We start from the raw sequence: 15,201 nt of genomic DNA, 5'->3' as shown, positions 1-15,201 counted from the left end.
CTCAGGCGACCGCGGGGACCGCGGCGGTGAGGTACATCGGCACCCGGTCGTAGCCGTTCATGATGAACGAGCCCTGCGGGGGCAGCTCCTCGCGCGGCACGGCCAGGGTCAGGTCGGGGAAGCGCTCGAAGAGGGCCGGCAGGGCCACCATCGACTGCATCGTGGCCAGCGGACGGCCGAGGCAGTAGTGCTCGCCGTGGCCGAACGACAGGTTCGTCTTGTCCGGACGGGTGATGTCGAAGTCGTTTGCGGTGTCGCCGTGCAGCGCCGGGTCCCGGCCGATCCCGGCGTACGCGATCAGGACCAGGTCGCCCTTGGCGATGTGGACGCCGGCAATGTCGATGTCCTCCTTGGCGTAGCGGAAGGGCAGCTGGGCGACGGCGGCGTCCTTGCGGACCGCCTCGTCGAAGGCGTCCATCCAGGTGTACTGACCGGAGCGGATCAGCTCCAACTGGTCCCGGTGGGTGCTCAGGTCGATGATGCAGTGGGCCAACACGTTGCTCAACGTCTCCGAGCCCGCGCCGAGCAGGACGTGCAGGCTGCCGATCAGCTCCTCGTTGGAGAGCGTCTCGCCGTCCTCGTTCGCGGCGATCAGGACGCTGGTGAGGTCGTCTCCCGGGTCCTGACGACGGCGGGCCGCGAGCTTGGACATGGCGTCGTGCCACTGATCGAGGTTCGCCGCCGCCATCTCGCCGGTGTGGTTGGTCAGGCTGTTCTGCTTGGTGCCCTTGAGGGCCTCCTCCCGCACCTCCTCCGGCACACCGAAGAGGTCGCAGATGAGGGTGGCGGTGAGCGCGTACGTGAACTGGCCCTTGATGTCGACCGTCTCGCCCGGCCGGGTGTTGGCCTCCATGTCGTCCAGCAGCCGCTGCACGATCGACGCGACGCGCGGGCGGGCCTGCTCGACCTCGCGCGGCGTGAAGGCGTGCGACACGAGCCTGCGCAGGCGGTCGTGGTCGGCGCCGTCGCGGACGGTCAGGTTGTCCATCGCCACCCAGGTGATCAGCTCCCAGTCGTGCGGCACCTCGCCACGCACGAACGGGGGCCAGTCCTCCTTGGCGTTCTTGGAGAGCTGGTCGCCGGACAGGAGCTTCTTGCCAATGTCGTACGTCGTGACGCACCAGGCGCGGTAGCCACCGGGAACCTCGACGAGGGTGACCGGACCCTCGGCGCGGATCCGGGCGGCTTCGGCATGAATGTCACGTCCCTCAGGGTCGAGCATGATCGGGCATTTACCCATCGCGGGCCTCCATGGTTCGGTGCACGGCACCGGGCAGGGATCCGGTGGTGCGAAAGAGCGGTATCTGCCGCTGAACCTAATGACCTCTCGGGTTCCATTTTTCTTCTCGATTGCCGAGCGCGGAAATCCACTCCGCCCGTGCCCTCATGGCATCGGAACAGCAATTCAAGAGAGGTTTTGCCGAGCTGTCCCGGGCATCCTCGACTCGATAGCGCGTAAACCCAGAGGAGACGGTCATGGCTCGATTCAAGGTCGGGGTGCTCTTCAAGCCGCAGCACTGCGAGATGGCCCAGCTACGCGAGAGCTGGCGTGCCGCGGACGAGCTCGGTGTGGACACCGTCTGGACCTGGGACCACTTCTATCCGCTGTACGGCGACCCGGACGGCGCCCACTACGAGTGCTGGACCACCCTCGCCGCGCTCGCCGCCGACACCCGGCGCGCCCGGTTCGGCTCGCTCGTGACGTGCAACAGCTACCGCAACCCCAACCTGCTCGCGGCCATGGCGGGCACTGTCGACCAGATCAGCGACGGTCGGCTGATCCTGGGCCTGGGCGCCGGTTGGTTCGAGCGGGACTACACCGAGTTCGGCTACCGGTTCGACAGCGCCCCGGAACGACTGCGGGCGCTGGAGGACGGCGTGCGGACCGTACGCTCCCGCCTGGCCGCGCTGGTCCCGTCGGCGTCGCGGGTGCCACTGCTGATCGGCGGTGGCGGCGAGAAGGTGACCCTGCGCATCGTGGCCCAGTACGCGGACATGTGGAACGACTTCGGTTCGGCGGAGCGCTTCGCCCACAAGAGCGCCGTCCTCGACCGCTGGTGCGCCGAGCAGGGCCGCGATCCCGCCGAGATCGAACGCACCACGATGATCGAGACGGCGGAGGTGGACGAGGTCGACGCCTACCTCAAGGCCGGCGCCACCCACGTCATCCTGGGCCTGGACACCCCGTTCGACCTGGAACCCCTGGACCGCCTGCTCGCACACGCCAGCGACTGAACCGGGTCAGCCGGCGGGACACGTGCCGGACCGCCCGGGCCCAGATTTTCGTCGCTGCTGTCGATCTACCGCCCGCGCGACCCGTCGTAATGTAGAGGCCACCACCCAGGGGGCCGGCACACGACAGGACATGAGACATGGCCAAGTACATGATCCTCATCTACGGCGACGCCCAGCAGTGGGACGCGATGACCGACAAGCAGTGGAAGGCGCACGACGCGGCGCACGAGGCGTTCGTCGCCAAGGCCGGCACGCAGATCATCGACGGCCAGCAGCTGGAGATGGCGCCCACGGCCACCACGCTGCGCTCGGACTCGACGGGCCAGATCCAGACGACCGACGGCCCGTTCCTGGAGACCAAGGAGGCACTCGGCGGGTACTACCTGATCGAGGCGACCGACCTGGACGAGGTCCTGTCGATGGCGACGCTGCTTCCCGAGGTGCACGCTTCGCACAGCGGTGTGGAGATCCGCCCGGTGGTCGACCACGGCTGACGTGGCCGACCCACGGATGAAGGACGAGGTGGTCGCGGCGGTCGCCCAGGCGCACCGCCGCGACTGGGCCCAGGTGTTCAGCACCACGGCCCATCTGACCCGGGACCTCGACCTCGCCGAGGAGTGCACGCAGGACGCGTTCGCACAGGCCCTGGAGACCTGGACGGAGACCGGCGTCCCCGACCGACCGGGTGCCTGGTTGACCACCATCGCGCGCAACCGGGCCCGCGACGTCCTGCGCCGCGAGTCGGTGTTCCGTCGCAAGATGCCGCTGCTCGTCGCCGACGAGACCACGCCAGGCCCCGAGGACGGCCTGGTCGACGACCGGCTGCGCCTCATCTTCACCTGCTCGCACCCCGCACTGGCCCGGGAGGCGCAGGTCGCCCTGACGCTGCGCCTGGTCTGCGGGCTGTCCACGCCCGAGGTCGCCCGCGCGTTCCTGGTGCAGCCGGCCACCATGGCAGCCCGGATCACCCGGGCCAAGAAGAAGATCGCCGCGGCCCGCATCCCGTATCGCGTGCCGGGCCCGGACCAGCTCGAGGAGCGGGTGAGCGCCGTCCTGGAGGTCGTCCACCTGATCTTCACCACCGGCCACACGGCGCCACTCGGCGCGCAGTTGGTACGCCAGGATCTGGTGGACAGCGCGATCAGCCTGGCCCGGATGCTGCATCTGCTCATGCCGACAAACGCCGAGATCAGCGCGCTTCTCGCGCTGCTGCTGCTCAACGCCTCGCGCCAGGACACCCGCATGTCCGCCGACGGGCGGCTGGTGCTGCTGTCCGAGCAGGATCGCTCGCGCTGGGACCGACAGCTCATCGCCGAGGGCCGGTCGTTGGTGACCGACGCGCTGCGCCGGCGGCCACCGACGCGGTACGCCCTGGAGGCCGCGATAGCCGCCCTGCACGCCGAGGCGCCGAGCTGGCGGGACACCGACTGGGCACAGATCGTCGCCCTCTACGACGCCCTGTTCCGGCTCTGGCCCTCGCCCGTGGTCCATCTCAACCGGGCCGTCGCGATCGGGCTCCGCGACGGCCCCCGCGCCGGCCTCGACGCGCTGAATCCCCTGCTCGCCGATCCGGCCCTGGCCACGTACGGATACCTCAGTGCCGCCCGGGCCGACTTCCTGCGCCAGTTGGGGCAGTGGTCGCAGGCCCGGACGGCCTACGAGGAGGCGCTGACCCTGACCGACAACGACGTCGAGCGCGCGTTCCTCAGTGAGCGCTTGACCGAAGTGGAGCGGAATCTGTGAGCGTCAGCACCGCACGGACGGTCTCGTAGAAACCGTCGACGCCGTGGTGGCCGCGACGGTTCGCGCAGTCGTCGGCGTACTGCTCGCTCATGGTCTGGCCACCACTCTCCAGCATCGCGATCTGACTCGCGTAGGCGCCGACCGCGCGGAGCTTGCGGGCCCACTCGCTCTCACTCATGGCGACGGCCACCGGCTCCGACACACGCACGCCCGGCGGTAGCGCCGGCATGACGTTGACTCCCGGCCACGCGAGGTAGGGGAAGTCGTCCCAGAGTGACAGCGGCGAGTCGGTCCTGGCTACCGCGGCGAGGACGGCGTCGCGGGTGCGCCGGTGGTCGACGTGATTGCCGACCGCCGCGCACGTGACGACCCGGTCGGCCGAGAACTCACCGATCACCCGCTCGATGTCGGAGGCTATGTCGGCGACCAGGTCGTCCTCGTCGTCGGCGTGGTGATCCATCGGGTTCTCGTCGTCGATCACCCAGCCGCCGTGCGCGTACCTGCGGTAGATCGCGTCGAGGAACGGACCGCACAGGTACGGCGAATCGACGCCGAGCGTGGCGAGGGCCGCGGCGTTCTCGTCGCGTCGCGCCGCCACGGGATCACCGACGATCGCCCACTGGTCGTGGAAGGCGGTCGCGATCGGCGAGTACGGCGGCTCGGGACTCCCGGCGAACACCGTGTACACGACGACGTGTTCGCCGGCGTCGACCAACTGGACGAGGTGGCCGCCGTAGGACAGCACCGCGTCATCGAGATGCGGCGACACCACAAGCGTTGTCATGCGGCTCTCCCTTCGAATTGGGTTTCCTGTGCATGTGCGGCCGGCACCACCGAATCGACGAACGAGATCGTCCGGAGGCCGATCCGGCCGGCCTCCGCGAGGATCTGCATCCCCCAGGTGTCCCAGACGCCGGCCATCCGGGAGGTGATGACGACCGTGCCGGCACTGTCGTCGCTCAGCGGCGTGTACAGCCCGAGGGCGTGGTAGCCGCTGTGGTCCCCCGAACGCACGGCGCGGTCGAGGAGTTCCTGATCGAAGTCGACGACTGTCGCGCCGGTCGCCGATGCGGGCAGTTCACCGCCGCACCCGATGATGGTGACCGCCTCGTCGTCGGGCACATCCGCCAGGGCGCGGGCGATCTCGTCCGCGACGCTCAGGCCACGCGCCCGCTGCTGCCAGTCGAGAAGCTCCACGTACATCGGCTCCCACTGCCAGAACTCCCCCTTCTCCACCATCACGGCCAGACCCATCTCGACCGCGGGCTCGGGGAACTTGCTCAGGAAGACCCGCATGTTCGCGAACAGCTCGTCGAAATTGGCCTTGTGGTCGCGGTCGTGGGGCGCGACGACCGCCCACGCCTCGGCCGCGAGCTCGATCGTCAGGCCGGCGCGGTGCAGCCGGAACCCCAGCTCCATGTCCTCGCCACCCCAGCCCTGGAAGCGCTCCTCGAACGCGCCGACCCGGCGGAAGTCGTCCATCCGGACCGAACAGTTTCCGGTCCAGAAGGCCTTCCAGGGGATCGACCGTCTCCTCAGGTCCATCTCGCAGCCGACGAAGTAGGGCTGACGCACGTCCTGGAAATCCGGTAGGTGGCGGTAGCGCTCCACCACCAACTCGGGAGGCAACTGCGCGAGGAGCTCGTCCACCCCCGCCATCGGCACGTCCGGGTTGTACCCGTAGCTGGGCCCCACCACCGCCCGCCGCGACTCGCCGCCCTCGTGGGCGGCCAGGTGCGCGGCGAGGAAATCCGGACCCACCATCGACCCGGTGTCGAGAATGACCAGCAGCGCGCCGACCGCCATCCGGGCCGCGCCGTTGCGCGCGGACGCGACCCGGAACCCGCGGTCCTCCTGATGGAAGTACGTGACGTGCAACAGGTCGGCGTAGGAGCGCACGACGTCGGCGGTGTGATCGGACGATCCGTCGTCGCCGACGATCACCTCGAAATCGTCGGTGGGAATCGTCTGCCGGGTGAGCTGCCGAAGGGTCTCCGACAGCAGGTCGGCCTGGTTGTAGGTCGCGATGATGACGGATACCCGCCGCCGGTGGCGCATGGTTCTCCTTCGCATGGTCGGTTCAGCCCTTCGAACTGGCCTACGGGTTCACGGGGTGGCCGGGTCGGCGTACGCGATGGTCCGCCGGCCGATCCGGTCGGCCTCGGCCAGGATCTCCGCGCTCCAGGTGCCCCACAGGCCGGCCATCCGGGAGGTGATGACGACCGTGTCGACGCTGTCGTCGGCCAGCAGCGTGTGCACCCCGACGGCGTGGTAGCCGCTGTGGTCCCCCGAACGCACGGCACGGTCGAGGAGCTGGTCGTCGAAGTCGACGAGGATCGCGCCGGTCACCGACTCGGGCAGCTCGGCGCCGCACCCGATGATGGCGACCGACTCGTCGGCCGGCACGTCCGCCAGGGCCTTGGCGATCTCGTCGGAGACGCTCAGGCCGCCGGTCTGCTCCCGCCAGTCGAGAAGCTCGCGGTACGACCGCTCCCAGGCCCAGAACTCCCCCTTGTCGAGCATCACGCCCAGGCCCAGCTCCACCACCGGCTCCGGGAACTTGCTCAGGAACATCCGCATGTTCACGAAGAGCGCGTCGAAGTTGGCCTTGTGGTCGCGCTCGTGCGGCGCCACCACGACCCAGGCGTCCGGCGCGACCTCGATCGTCAGGCCGGCGCGCTGCAGCCGGAGCGCCAGCTCCATGTCCTCGCCGCCCCAGCCCTCGAACTTCTCCTCGAAGCCGCCGACCCGGCGGAAGTCGTCGGTCCGCATCGACGCGTTCAGCGTCCAGAATGCCTGCCAGGCCACCAGCCGCCTGCTCAGGTCCATGTCGCAGTCGGCGAAGTAGGACTGGCGGACGTCCTGGAATTCGGGCAGATCGCGGAACCGCTCCACCGCCGTCTCCGGGAGCATCTGCGCGAGAAGGTCGTCCACCCGCGCCGTCGGCACCTCCGGGTTGTAGCCGTAGCTGAGGCCGATCACCGCCCGCCGCGACTCGCCGCCCTCGTGGGCGGCCAGGTGCGCGGCGAGGAAGTCCGGCCCGACCATCGAGCCGGTGTCGAGAGTGATCAGCAGCGCGCCTGCGGCGAGCCGGGCCGCCGCGTTGCGGGCGGCGGCGGCGCGGAATCCCCGGTCCTCCTGGAAGACGTACTTGACCTGCAGGGTGTCGGCGAAGGACCGCGCCACCTCGGCGGTGTGATCGGTCGACCCGTCATCGCCGACGATCACCTCGAACTCGTCGGTGGGAATCGTCTGCCGGACGAGGTAGCGCAGTGTCTCGGCCAGCAGGTCGGCCTGGTTGTAGGTGGCGATGATGACGGATACCCGGATCCGGTGGCCCATGTCTTACTCCTCGTGTGGTCGGTCAGCTGTACGCCTTGGCCTGGATGGCGAACATCTCGGCGTAGGGGCCGCCGGCGCGCATCAGGGTGTCGTGGTCGCCGACCTCGAGCAGTTGCCCGTCGCCGACCACGATGATCTTGTCTGCCATGCGCGCCGTGGAGAAGCGGTGCGAGATCAACACCGTGACCGCCCCGGTCTGCGCACTGGCGCGCCTCGCGTGTTCGGCGTAGCGCTCGAACAGCTCGTGTTCGGCCTGCGGATCGAGGGCCGACGTGGGTTCGTCGAGCAGCAGCAGCATCGGGTTGTCGCGCATGAGCGCCCGACCCAGGGCGAGCTTCTGCCACTGCCCGCCGGACAGCTCGGCGCCATCGGCGTACGACGTGCCGAGCTGGGTGGACAAGCCGTCCGGCAGGGCACGCAGAACGTCGGTGGAGTGCGCCTTCACCAACGCGTCGTGGACCGCGACCTCGTCCGACACCCGCGTCACGTCACCGACACCTACCGCTTCGAGCGCCCGGATCTCGTACCGCACGAAGTCCTGGAAGCCGGCCGCCATCCGCTCGCGCCACCGCTCGACGGGCAGCCGTCGCAGGTCGACACCGTCGACGAGGATCCGGCCGGCCGTGGGCTGGTAGAAGCCGCACAGCAGCTTCACCAGGGTCGTCTTGCCGGCGCCGTTCTCACCGACGATCGCCACCGTGCTGCCGGCGGCCAGGGTCAGGTCGACATCGCGCAGCGTCGGCCGATCGGTGCTCGGGTAGCTGAAGCTCACGTTCTCGAAGGCGATCCCGGTGACCAGCCGGTCCGGGACGGGCTGGTCGGCGGTGGACCCGGCGCCGGCGACCGCGTCGCGCAGCCGCCCCAGCCGTAGATAGGTGTTGGCGAGGCGTTGCAGTTGCTGCAACTGCGTGACGGCGCCGGTCACCTGCTGGTTGACCTGGGTGGCCAGCACGATGACCAGGACCACCTCGCCGACGCTCTGCTGCCCGGCTATCGCGTTGCGCACGACGAGCAACACCGCTCCGACGTACGCGAGGCCGAAGACGACCTGACCCGCCGCACGGAGCGCCATCGCCCTGAGGTGCGCACCGTAGAGACCACGGGTGGCGGTCCGCCACAGGCTCGCGTACCGCTGGCGTAGTTCCTTCTCCACGCCGAACACCCGCAGCTCGCCGGCGTAGCGGGCGGTGGTCGTGGCCTGGAAGAGGTTGAGCGCCACGCGGGTCGGCTCGGCGACACCCGTCTTGGCCCGCTCCAGAGCGCTCTCCGCCAGCCGACCGGTGAACAACGGCACGGCCGCGGCCACCGGGAGCAACAACAGCAACGGGCTCTGCCACGCCAGGATCGCCGCGCCCAGGACGACCGCCAGCACCATGGTCGCCGCCTGGAACAGCGACTCCATGCTGCTGCGGAACTGCCCGCTGTCCTGAACCAGGACGGTGAGCTCGTCGGCCTGCTCGGGACGCTCGTGGTGGCCGATTCCCGCAGATCCGTTGGAGACCGCCAGCAACTCCCGGTGCAGGTCCAGTTCGATCAGTTCGGACAGCTCGAAGTACGCGACCATGGCGAACTGGCCCGAGGACTGCGCCAGGATGGCGAGCAGGGCCACCACCGCGCCCAGCACGGCCGCGTCCGTCGCGCGCCCGCCGATGACCGCGTCGGTCATCATGCCGAGCGCGACGGCGAGCAGGGCCGCCGACGCGGCCAGGGCCAGCATGAGGAAGGTGGCGACCACCGTCTTGCGCGCGTCGATCCGCCACGCCGCGGACAGCAGCTTGCCGACGCCGGAGAACATGACCCTCACAGCAGCACCTCGTCCCGGTCCGAGTCGGCGTTGTCGGCGAAGCGGTTGGCCTGCAACCTGAACAGCTCGGCGTAGCGCCCGTTGCGCGCCAGCAGCTCGTCGTGTGAGCCCTCCTCGTCGACCCGGCCGTCGTGCAGCACCACGATCTTGTCGGCGTGCCGGACCGTCGAGAAACGATGGGAGATGAGCAACGTGGTCGCGCCCTGGGTGAGCGCCGCGAACTGGTCGAAGAACTGCGCCTCGGCGCGTACGTCGAGGCTCGCGGTCGGTTCGTCGAGCACGACGACCGACGCGCCGTGCCGCAGCGCGAACAGCGCCCGCGCCAGCGCCAGCCGCTGCCACTGGCCGCCGGACAACTCGGCGCCTCCTGTGACGTGCGCGGCCAGCGGCGTGTCCAGGCCGCGGGGCAGCGAGGTCAGCACCTCGGTCAGGCCCATCGCGGCCACGGCCTCGCGGACCCCGTCCCGATCGTCGGCCGAGCCGACCGCGCCGAACGCCACGTTGTCGGCTGCGGAGAACTCGTAGCGCAGGTAGTCCTGGAAGATCACGGCGAGCCGGGCCCGCCACTCCGACAGCTCGAACACGCGGATGTCGACGCCGTCGAGACGTACGGCGCCGCTGTCCGGCTCGTAGAGCCGTGCCAGAAGTTTCACCAGTGTCGTCTTGCCCGCGCCGTTGAGACCGACGATCGCGGTGCAACTGCCCACCGGGATGCGCAGGTCCAGGCCGTCGAGCACCGGCCGGTCCTGGCCGGGGTAGTGGAACGACACGTCATCGAAGTGGATCTCGCTGACCGGCTCCGGCGCCGGGGCGCCCGAGCCGGTCGGCTCCAGCACGGTGTACCTGTCGATGTGCTCGGCGAACCGTCGTACCGCCCGGTGGGTCTCGGTGCCGATCGCGGTCTCCAGGTCGGCCTCCGGGTAGAACACCGACAGCCGGATGGCGCCCAGCGCCGCCTGCATGATCAGGACGAACTCGGTGAGCGTCAGCGTGTTGATCGCGGTGGCCCCGATCGTCGCGAAGATCGCCCCGCAGGCGATCAGGCTGAACCCGGTGGACCACACACCGGGCCACAGGTAGACGCGCCGCCGCGCCGCCCACAACGGCGTGAACCACGCGCGGTAGGACGACCGCATCTCGCCGTCCATCCAGTTCGCCAGACCGAAGACCCGGATCTCCTTGCCCGCCGGCGCCTGCACGGCCAGGTTGCGGACGTACTCCACCTTGTTCTGCTGGGGCATGAGGCTGAACCGGGCGTGGGCGTAGCGACGCAGACCGCCGCGCTGCACGTTGCGGAACCACAGCACTGTCACGGCCACCGCCAGGGCCGCCCACCAGGAGTAGACGACACCGATGATGGCCGTGTAGCCGACCAGTTGGCCGTACCGCGCGACAAGCGCCAGCGTGCCGGCGCAGGCGCTGCCCGGCCCCCACATCTGCAGGCCGTGCTCCAGCTCGCGGGCGGCGTAGCGCAGGTCGGCGAGGACTGCCTGGTCCTCCATCGGAGCGACCCCGGTGCTGCGCGTCGACGCCCGCATCACGTCGTCCACCACGGTGCCGTCGATCCGCCGGGCGAGCAGCTCACCCAGCGAGAGCTGGGCCGGGGCCAACACCTGTTGCAACACGAAGATGCCTGCCGCCACCGCGAAGACCGGCACCAACTCCTGCCACGCCGTCGAACCGAGGCCACCGTCGACGGCCCCCGGCACCTTGCCCAGCACCAGGCTGGACGTGATGACGAACGCGATGGGCAGTGCCGCGAGGAGCAGGTTGAGCACCAGGAGCGCGCCGAGGAGACCGAAACCCCCTCGGGGCATCAGGCGAAGGATGCTCGCACGCGCGGATATCAGTCCCCACAGCCTGCTGCGCATGGTCATCGATCTCCCTACTCGACCGCCGGTGCTGTCACCTCTCCGACGAACGTCGAGCGGGCGAGATCGACACGACTGTCGAAATCAATCGAGGAACATGGTGCGAGCGGACGCGCGGCGGAGCAACGCCGCACGATGGGAGAAGGCAGCTCAGACGTCGGCCTCGATGGCGAAGGTGTTGCCGTCCGGGTCCTGGAACCACGCGATACGACCACCGCCGGCCCGCTCGGTGATCCCCTTCGGGTCGTGGTCGATCTGGTCGTAGCGGGCGAACTCGACGCCGGCCGAGGACAGCTCGTCGACGATCTCGTCGATGTCGTCGACGTACCACGTCGCCAACGTCGCCGGGGTCTTCCCGGCGGTGACCGACTGGTACACGTTGAGAGCCGGGCCGCCACCGGACGCGTAGATGCGGCTGCCGTCGGCGATGGTGGCGCTGGGCGCGGACCGCAGCGGCACCAGACCCAGCCTGCCCTCGTAGAAGGCGACGGCCCTCGCGATGTCCGACACGGCGACAGATGTTCGTAGGTGGTGTGCGTTCAATGGCATGACCCACCCTGGCACGAACGGGCGGCCCCGGCACGTGACGCGGGGCGGGTTCGGCGTGGTGCCGAGCCCGCCCCGGGTCGTGGGGTGGTGGAGGGTCAGCGTTGCAGGGTGAGCAGGCCCGGGCGGTACGGCAGGAGGCCGTAGGGGACACCGTCGGAGCTGGGGGAACGACCCTGGTAGAGCAGTTGCAGGTTGCAGGCGTCGACGGTCATCGTCTGGTCGGCGCTGGTGCGCAGCAGCTCACCGTGGCTGATGTCGTTGGTCCAGGTGGCACCACTGTTGACCTTGCCAGCGAACGGGTTGCTCTGCGTCGCGGCCTGCGGCGTCCACGTACCGTTCAGGCTGGTGGCCGTGAACGAGCGGAAGTAGCGGCCGGTCGAACCGATTGCCTCGACGATCATGAGGTACTTGTTCAGACCCTGCAGCTTGTAGACCTGCGGGGCCTCGAACAGGTTGTTCTGCGTGTCGCTCATGATGGTCGTGTAGCTGCTGCCGAAGTTACCGGGGAAGTTCCCGATCGGCATGCTGGTCCGGTAGATCTTGCCGTTGTCGCCGGCGAAGAACAGGTACATGGTCGTGTCGTCGGCGATGACCGTCTGGTCGATCGGCCCCGTGCCCGAACCGGTGATGCTCCCGGTGAACATCGGCTGCGCTGCGGACCAGCCGTTCGGATTGGTCGGGTTGGTCGAGGTCCGGTAGTGGAACGCCGCCCCGGCCCCCCACTGGTAGGTGAGCACCCAGATGTTCTTCGGCGCGAAGTAGAACAACGACGGCGCGACGGTCCCCGAGTTCATCCCGGTCTGGGTGGCCGAGGCCATCTGCGACCAGTTCGAGAAGAGGCTGAAGTTCATCGAACCCCAGCTGTCGCCGAAGTCGTGCGTGGTGGCGTAGACCAACTGCTGGCCGTTGAAGGGGGCCACGGTGAAGTCCTTGAGTGACACCCAACCGGACTTCGGCTGCGCCAACGCGCCGGTCGACGACCACCGGTACGACGACGGCAGATCACACGTGCCGCCCGGGGGTGGCGTGGTGGGCGGCGGCGTCGTGGGGTCGGTCCCGCCGTCGACGCGGACGAGCTGCCACTGCTGGTTGGTGCCGTTCCAGTCGTCGTACTGCACGATGTTGCCACCGTCAGCGGTCGAGGCGCCCTGCACCTCCATCGCCTTGTTGCTGTTGCGGTTGATCAACCGCACGTACCCGCTGTCCGAGTCGGTCAACCGGAACTGCTGGTTGGTGCCGTTGTTGTCGGACCACTGCACGATCGCCCCGCCGTTGGCCGTCGAGCGGCCGGACACGTCCAGCACCTTGCCCGACAACCTCGACTTGATCCGGTAGTAACCGCCTCCGGAGTCCACGAACTGCCACTGCTGCTGGTTACCGTTGTTACGCGTCCACTGGGTGATCCGCGCACCGTCGGTCGTGGCGAGGTTGTACACGTCCACTGCCTTGCCACTGTTGCGGTTCACCAACACGTACCAGGCGCTCGTGTCGACGGTCGCCGCGGCCGCTGGTGACGACACCGCCATCGCGGCGGCGCCGGCGACCACCACCGCTGCCACGCCGGCGGAGACCGCTCGTACCAACCACCCTCGCCGCCGCGCGGGCGGTGCTGTCGACGGAGACCTACCAAAGGCAGACATGATCCTCCTCAATCACCAAAAGCCGAACGGTCACCCGAAGCTGGGCGCACCGCGACACGCGACCGGGTGCATGCGCCGGGGATGTTCGCGCTAACAAGATCCCCTGCATGCCGTGGACGCACGTCTGATTCAAGGTCGGCGGAGCAGGCCCGCCCCGTAAGCCGTAGCCGTCGCCGCCCTTGACCATCGACTGTGAGCGATAACATGCTGTTCGTCAAGTCGTAACATTGGCGGTACCTGGGCCCGTCGGGTCACGCCGAGCACCTCGCGACCGATCGACGCTGGTCATGCGCTGCCAACACGCCGTGCACGGCCATCCACCCTGGAGGGTCTACCGGAGCGATCGAGAATGGTGGGCGCTAACATCGACGCCCGCACATGACCTGGTGGTCGCCTCTCCGGGCCCCGACGTCGGGCGGACGCGCTCCGTAGACCGCGCCACCGGCACACGGACTGTGGTGCGGACGCTGCCCGCCGCCCTGGCGGTGACCCCGGTGTGCAATCCCGAGCCGGGCCCGGAGCTGGGGGCTCCGGACCCCGGCCCGAACGTTCAGGGGCTCGTGCAGGTGAGGTTGCCGGGCGGGGTGTCGCCGTTGCCGGTCGCGGTGAAGCCGAAGGTGGTCGAGGCGTTCGCCCCCAGCGTGCCGTTGTACGCGGCGTTGCGGACGGTGACGTCGCCGGTGGCGCCCGTGTTGGTGCCGCCCCAGAGGCTGCTGATGGCCTGACCGCTGCCCAGGGTCAGGCGTACGGTCCAACCGCTGATCGTGGTGGCGGTGTTGTTGGCGACGGTGACCTCGCCCTGGAAGCCGCCCGGCCAGCTGTTGACCGCCCGGTAGGTGGCGGCGCAGCTGCCCGGCTCACCGGTCGGCGGCGGCGTCGTGGGCGGGGCGGTGGTCGGCGGGGCGGTGGTCGGCGGGGCCGTCGTCGGCGGGGCCGTCGTCGCGGGGCCGTCGTCGGCGGGGCCGTCGTCGGCGGGGCCGTCGTCGGCGGGGCGGTGGTCGGCGGGGCGGTCGTCGGCGGGGCCGTCGTCGGCGGGGCGGTGGTCGGCGGGGCGGTCGTCGGCGGCGTGGTGGACTGGAACTGGGTGAAGAATCGCCAGATCTCCGCCGAGGTCCACGTCCTGGAGTCGTTGGGGCTGGACGACCCGTCGACCGGGCTCGGGGTGTGGTCGCCGTCGAACGCGGCCCACTGCACGGGATAACCCGCGCGGCAGCCGGAGTAGGTGGTGGTGATGTGGGTGAGGCTGCCCCGGCTGGGCTCTCGCGGGCTCTGTGCGGTGCAGCCGTTGTTCCTGACGAACGTGTCGCGCAGCGCCCGGCCCTGGGAGATGTTCAGCACGCTGTCGTAGATGCCGTGGATGCCGAAGTACGCGACGGGCTGGGTGCCGCCGTTACAGCCGCTGAGGTTGGCGCCGGAGAGCACGGTGACCGCGCGGATGACTGTGGGTCGGGCGCAGGCCACCGCGTAGCTCATGGCCCCGCCGTAGCTCCAGCCCAGGGCGAAACGCTGGGTGGTGTCGACGCAGAGGTCGTTCTCGACCTGCCGGGAGATGTCGTCGAACAGGGTCAGGTCCCGGCCGTTCGTGTTGGCCCAACCGGCGTTGATGCCCTGAGGCGCGACGAAGATCGTGCTGTTGTTCGACAGCGGCGCCAGCCCGTAGTAGCCGGCCGAGGCGACGTTGTTGGCCGAGCCGTTCAGCCAGTGGAAGCCGAAGACCAGTCGGTACGGACGGTTCCTGTCGTAACCGCCCGGGATCTGGAGGATGTAGGTGCGATTCTGGCCGCTGCTGGAAATCGTGCGCGTGCCGCTGGTGAGGGTGGGTGCCTTACCGCAGCCCGCGGTCGCCGCGAGGGTGCCGTTCGTGGCGGCCGCCGCCTCGCTGCCGAACCCGCCGCGCAGCGCACCGCCGGTCGCCGCGACGAGAACCGCCGCCGCCGCGATGTACGAGAGGAGTTGTCTCCGTTGGACCATTGCTCGACTCCTTGCCGTTGATCGTCCGTACGACATGCACCGTCAA

General features: G+C 69.4%; 12 protein-coding genes and 1 pseudogene. 3 read left to right on the top strand and 10 right to left on the bottom strand.

What is annotated here, in order from left to right:
• Nucleotide 1 precedes the first annotated feature (1 nt).
• Nucleotides 2-1,240 carry a cytochrome P450 family protein gene (locus MILUP08_RS10690; protein WP_007457442.1) on the bottom strand — a complete coding sequence of 413 codons (1,239 nt, stop codon included), beginning with the start codon at nucleotides 1,238-1,240 and terminating at the stop codon, nucleotides 2-4.
• Nucleotides 1,241-1,476: 236 nt separating this feature from the next.
• On the opposite strand from MILUP08_RS10690, the gene MILUP08_RS10685 reads away from it, so the two are divergent.
• From MILUP08_RS10685 to MILUP08_RS10675, 3 genes are all read left to right on the top strand, one after another.
• Nucleotides 1,477-2,235, top strand: a complete 759-nt coding sequence (locus MILUP08_RS10685; protein ID WP_007457441.1) for an LLM class F420-dependent oxidoreductase — start codon at nucleotides 1,477-1,479, stop codon at nucleotides 2,233-2,235.
• A gap of 137 nt (nucleotides 2,236-2,372) precedes the next feature.
• Nucleotides 2,373-2,729, top strand: coding sequence for a YciI family protein (locus tag MILUP08_RS10680; RefSeq protein WP_007457440.1), 357 nt, complete (start codon nucleotides 2,373-2,375; stop codon nucleotides 2,727-2,729).
• A 73-nt stretch (nucleotides 2,730-2,802) separates the two neighbouring features.
• On the top strand, nucleotides 2,803-3,978 hold the full coding sequence (locus MILUP08_RS10675) for an RNA polymerase sigma factor (protein WP_420329269.1): 1,176 nt from the start codon (nucleotides 2,803-2,805) through the stop codon (nucleotides 3,976-3,978).
• On the opposite strand, the gene MILUP08_RS33715 is transcribed toward MILUP08_RS10675, so the two are convergent.
• From MILUP08_RS33715 to MILUP08_RS10630, 9 genes and pseudogenes are all read right to left on the bottom strand, one after another.
• Nucleotides 3,941-4,762 (bottom strand): PIG-L deacetylase family protein, encoded by an 822-nt coding sequence (locus MILUP08_RS33715; RefSeq protein ID WP_007457438.1) that lies wholly within the window; start codon nucleotides 4,760-4,762, stop codon nucleotides 3,941-3,943. The genes MILUP08_RS10675 and MILUP08_RS33715 overlap by 38 nt on opposite strands.
• Nucleotides 4,759-6,036 carry a glycosyltransferase gene (locus MILUP08_RS10665; protein ID WP_007457436.1) on the bottom strand — a complete coding sequence of 426 codons (1,278 nt, stop codon included), beginning with the start codon at nucleotides 6,034-6,036 and terminating at the stop codon, nucleotides 4,759-4,761. Before MILUP08_RS10665 ends, MILUP08_RS33715 begins: the two co-directional genes overlap by 4 nt.
• Nucleotides 6,037-6,084: 48 nt before the next feature.
• Nucleotides 6,085-7,320 (bottom strand): glycosyltransferase, encoded by a 1,236-nt coding sequence (locus MILUP08_RS10660; protein ID WP_007457434.1) that lies wholly within the window; start codon nucleotides 7,318-7,320, stop codon nucleotides 6,085-6,087.
• A gap of 22 nt (nucleotides 7,321-7,342) precedes the next feature.
• Nucleotides 7,343-9,115 carry an ABC transporter ATP-binding protein gene (locus MILUP08_RS10655; RefSeq protein WP_202805256.1) on the bottom strand — a complete coding sequence of 591 codons (1,773 nt, stop codon included), beginning with the start codon at nucleotides 9,113-9,115 and terminating at the stop codon, nucleotides 7,343-7,345.
• A gap of 5 nt (nucleotides 9,116-9,120) precedes the next feature.
• On the bottom strand, nucleotides 9,121-10,941 hold the full coding sequence (locus MILUP08_RS10650) for an ABC transporter ATP-binding protein (RefSeq protein ID WP_237747053.1): 1,821 nt from the start codon (nucleotides 10,939-10,941) through the stop codon (nucleotides 9,121-9,123).
• 204 nt (nucleotides 10,942-11,145) lie between these two features.
• Nucleotides 11,146-11,505, bottom strand: coding sequence for a VOC family protein (locus MILUP08_RS10645; RefSeq protein WP_202805209.1), 360 nt, complete (start codon nucleotides 11,503-11,505; stop codon nucleotides 11,146-11,148).
• A 134-nt stretch (nucleotides 11,506-11,639) separates the two neighbouring features.
• Complete coding sequence (locus MILUP08_RS10640) at nucleotides 11,640-13,184, bottom strand: non-reducing end alpha-L-arabinofuranosidase family hydrolase (RefSeq protein WP_007457426.1); 1,545 nt, start codon at nucleotides 13,182-13,184, stop codon at nucleotides 11,640-11,642.
• A gap of 550 nt (nucleotides 13,185-13,734) precedes the next feature.
• Nucleotides 13,735-13,971, bottom strand: a pseudogene (locus MILUP08_RS35225) (cellulose binding domain-containing protein); the annotation flags it as partial.
• Nucleotides 13,923-15,155: a CE1 family esterase gene (locus tag MILUP08_RS10630; protein WP_007457422.1), complete on the bottom strand. Its 1,233-nt coding sequence runs from the start codon at nucleotides 15,153-15,155 to the stop codon at nucleotides 13,923-13,925. The gene MILUP08_RS10630 and the pseudogene MILUP08_RS35225, both read right to left, overlap by 49 nt.
• Nucleotides 15,156-15,201: the final 46 nt, after the last annotated feature.

The organism is Micromonospora lupini str. Lupac 08, from assembly GCF_000297395.2.
Lineage (GTDB): Bacteria > Actinomycetota > Actinomycetes > Mycobacteriales > Micromonosporaceae > Micromonospora > Micromonospora lupini.
The sequence above is the reverse complement of the archived record's forward strand: the minus strand, read 5'-3'. Positions and strand labels throughout refer to the sequence as shown.

Bases quoted from the DNA above. Each gene is read 5' to 3' on its own strand.
- MILUP08_RS10630 (WP_007457422.1), bottom strand. From the start codon at position 15,155: ATGGTCCAACGGAGACAACTCCTCTCGTACATCGCGGCGGCGGCGGTT.
- MILUP08_RS10680 (WP_007457440.1), top strand. From the start codon at position 2,373: ATGGCCAAGTACATGATCCTCATCTACGGCGACGCCCAGCAGTGGGAC.
- MILUP08_RS10650 (WP_237747053.1), bottom strand. From the start codon at position 10,941: ATGCCCCGAGGGGGTTTCGGTCTCCTCGGCGCGCTCCTGGTGCTCAAC.
- MILUP08_RS10690 (WP_007457442.1), bottom strand. From the start codon at position 1,240: ATGGGTAAATGCCCGATCATGCTCGACCCTGAGGGACGTGACATTCAT.
- MILUP08_RS10685 (WP_007457441.1), top strand. From the start codon at position 1,477: ATGGCTCGATTCAAGGTCGGGGTGCTCTTCAAGCCGCAGCACTGCGAG.
- MILUP08_RS10665 (WP_007457436.1), bottom strand. From the start codon at position 6,036: ATGCGCCACCGGCGGCGGGTATCCGTCATCATCGCGACCTACAACCAG.
- MILUP08_RS10640 (WP_007457426.1), bottom strand. From the start codon at position 13,184: ATGTCTGCCTTTGGTAGGTCTCCGTCGACAGCACCGCCCGCGCGGCGG.
- MILUP08_RS10655 (WP_202805256.1), bottom strand. From the start codon at position 9,115: ATGTTCTCCGGCGTCGGCAAGCTGCTGTCCGCGGCGTGGCGGATCGAC.
- MILUP08_RS33715 (WP_007457438.1), bottom strand. From the start codon at position 4,762: ATGACAACGCTTGTGGTGTCGCCGCATCTCGATGACGCGGTGCTGTCC.
- MILUP08_RS10660 (WP_007457434.1), bottom strand. From the start codon at position 7,320: ATGGGCCACCGGATCCGGGTATCCGTCATCATCGCCACCTACAACCAG.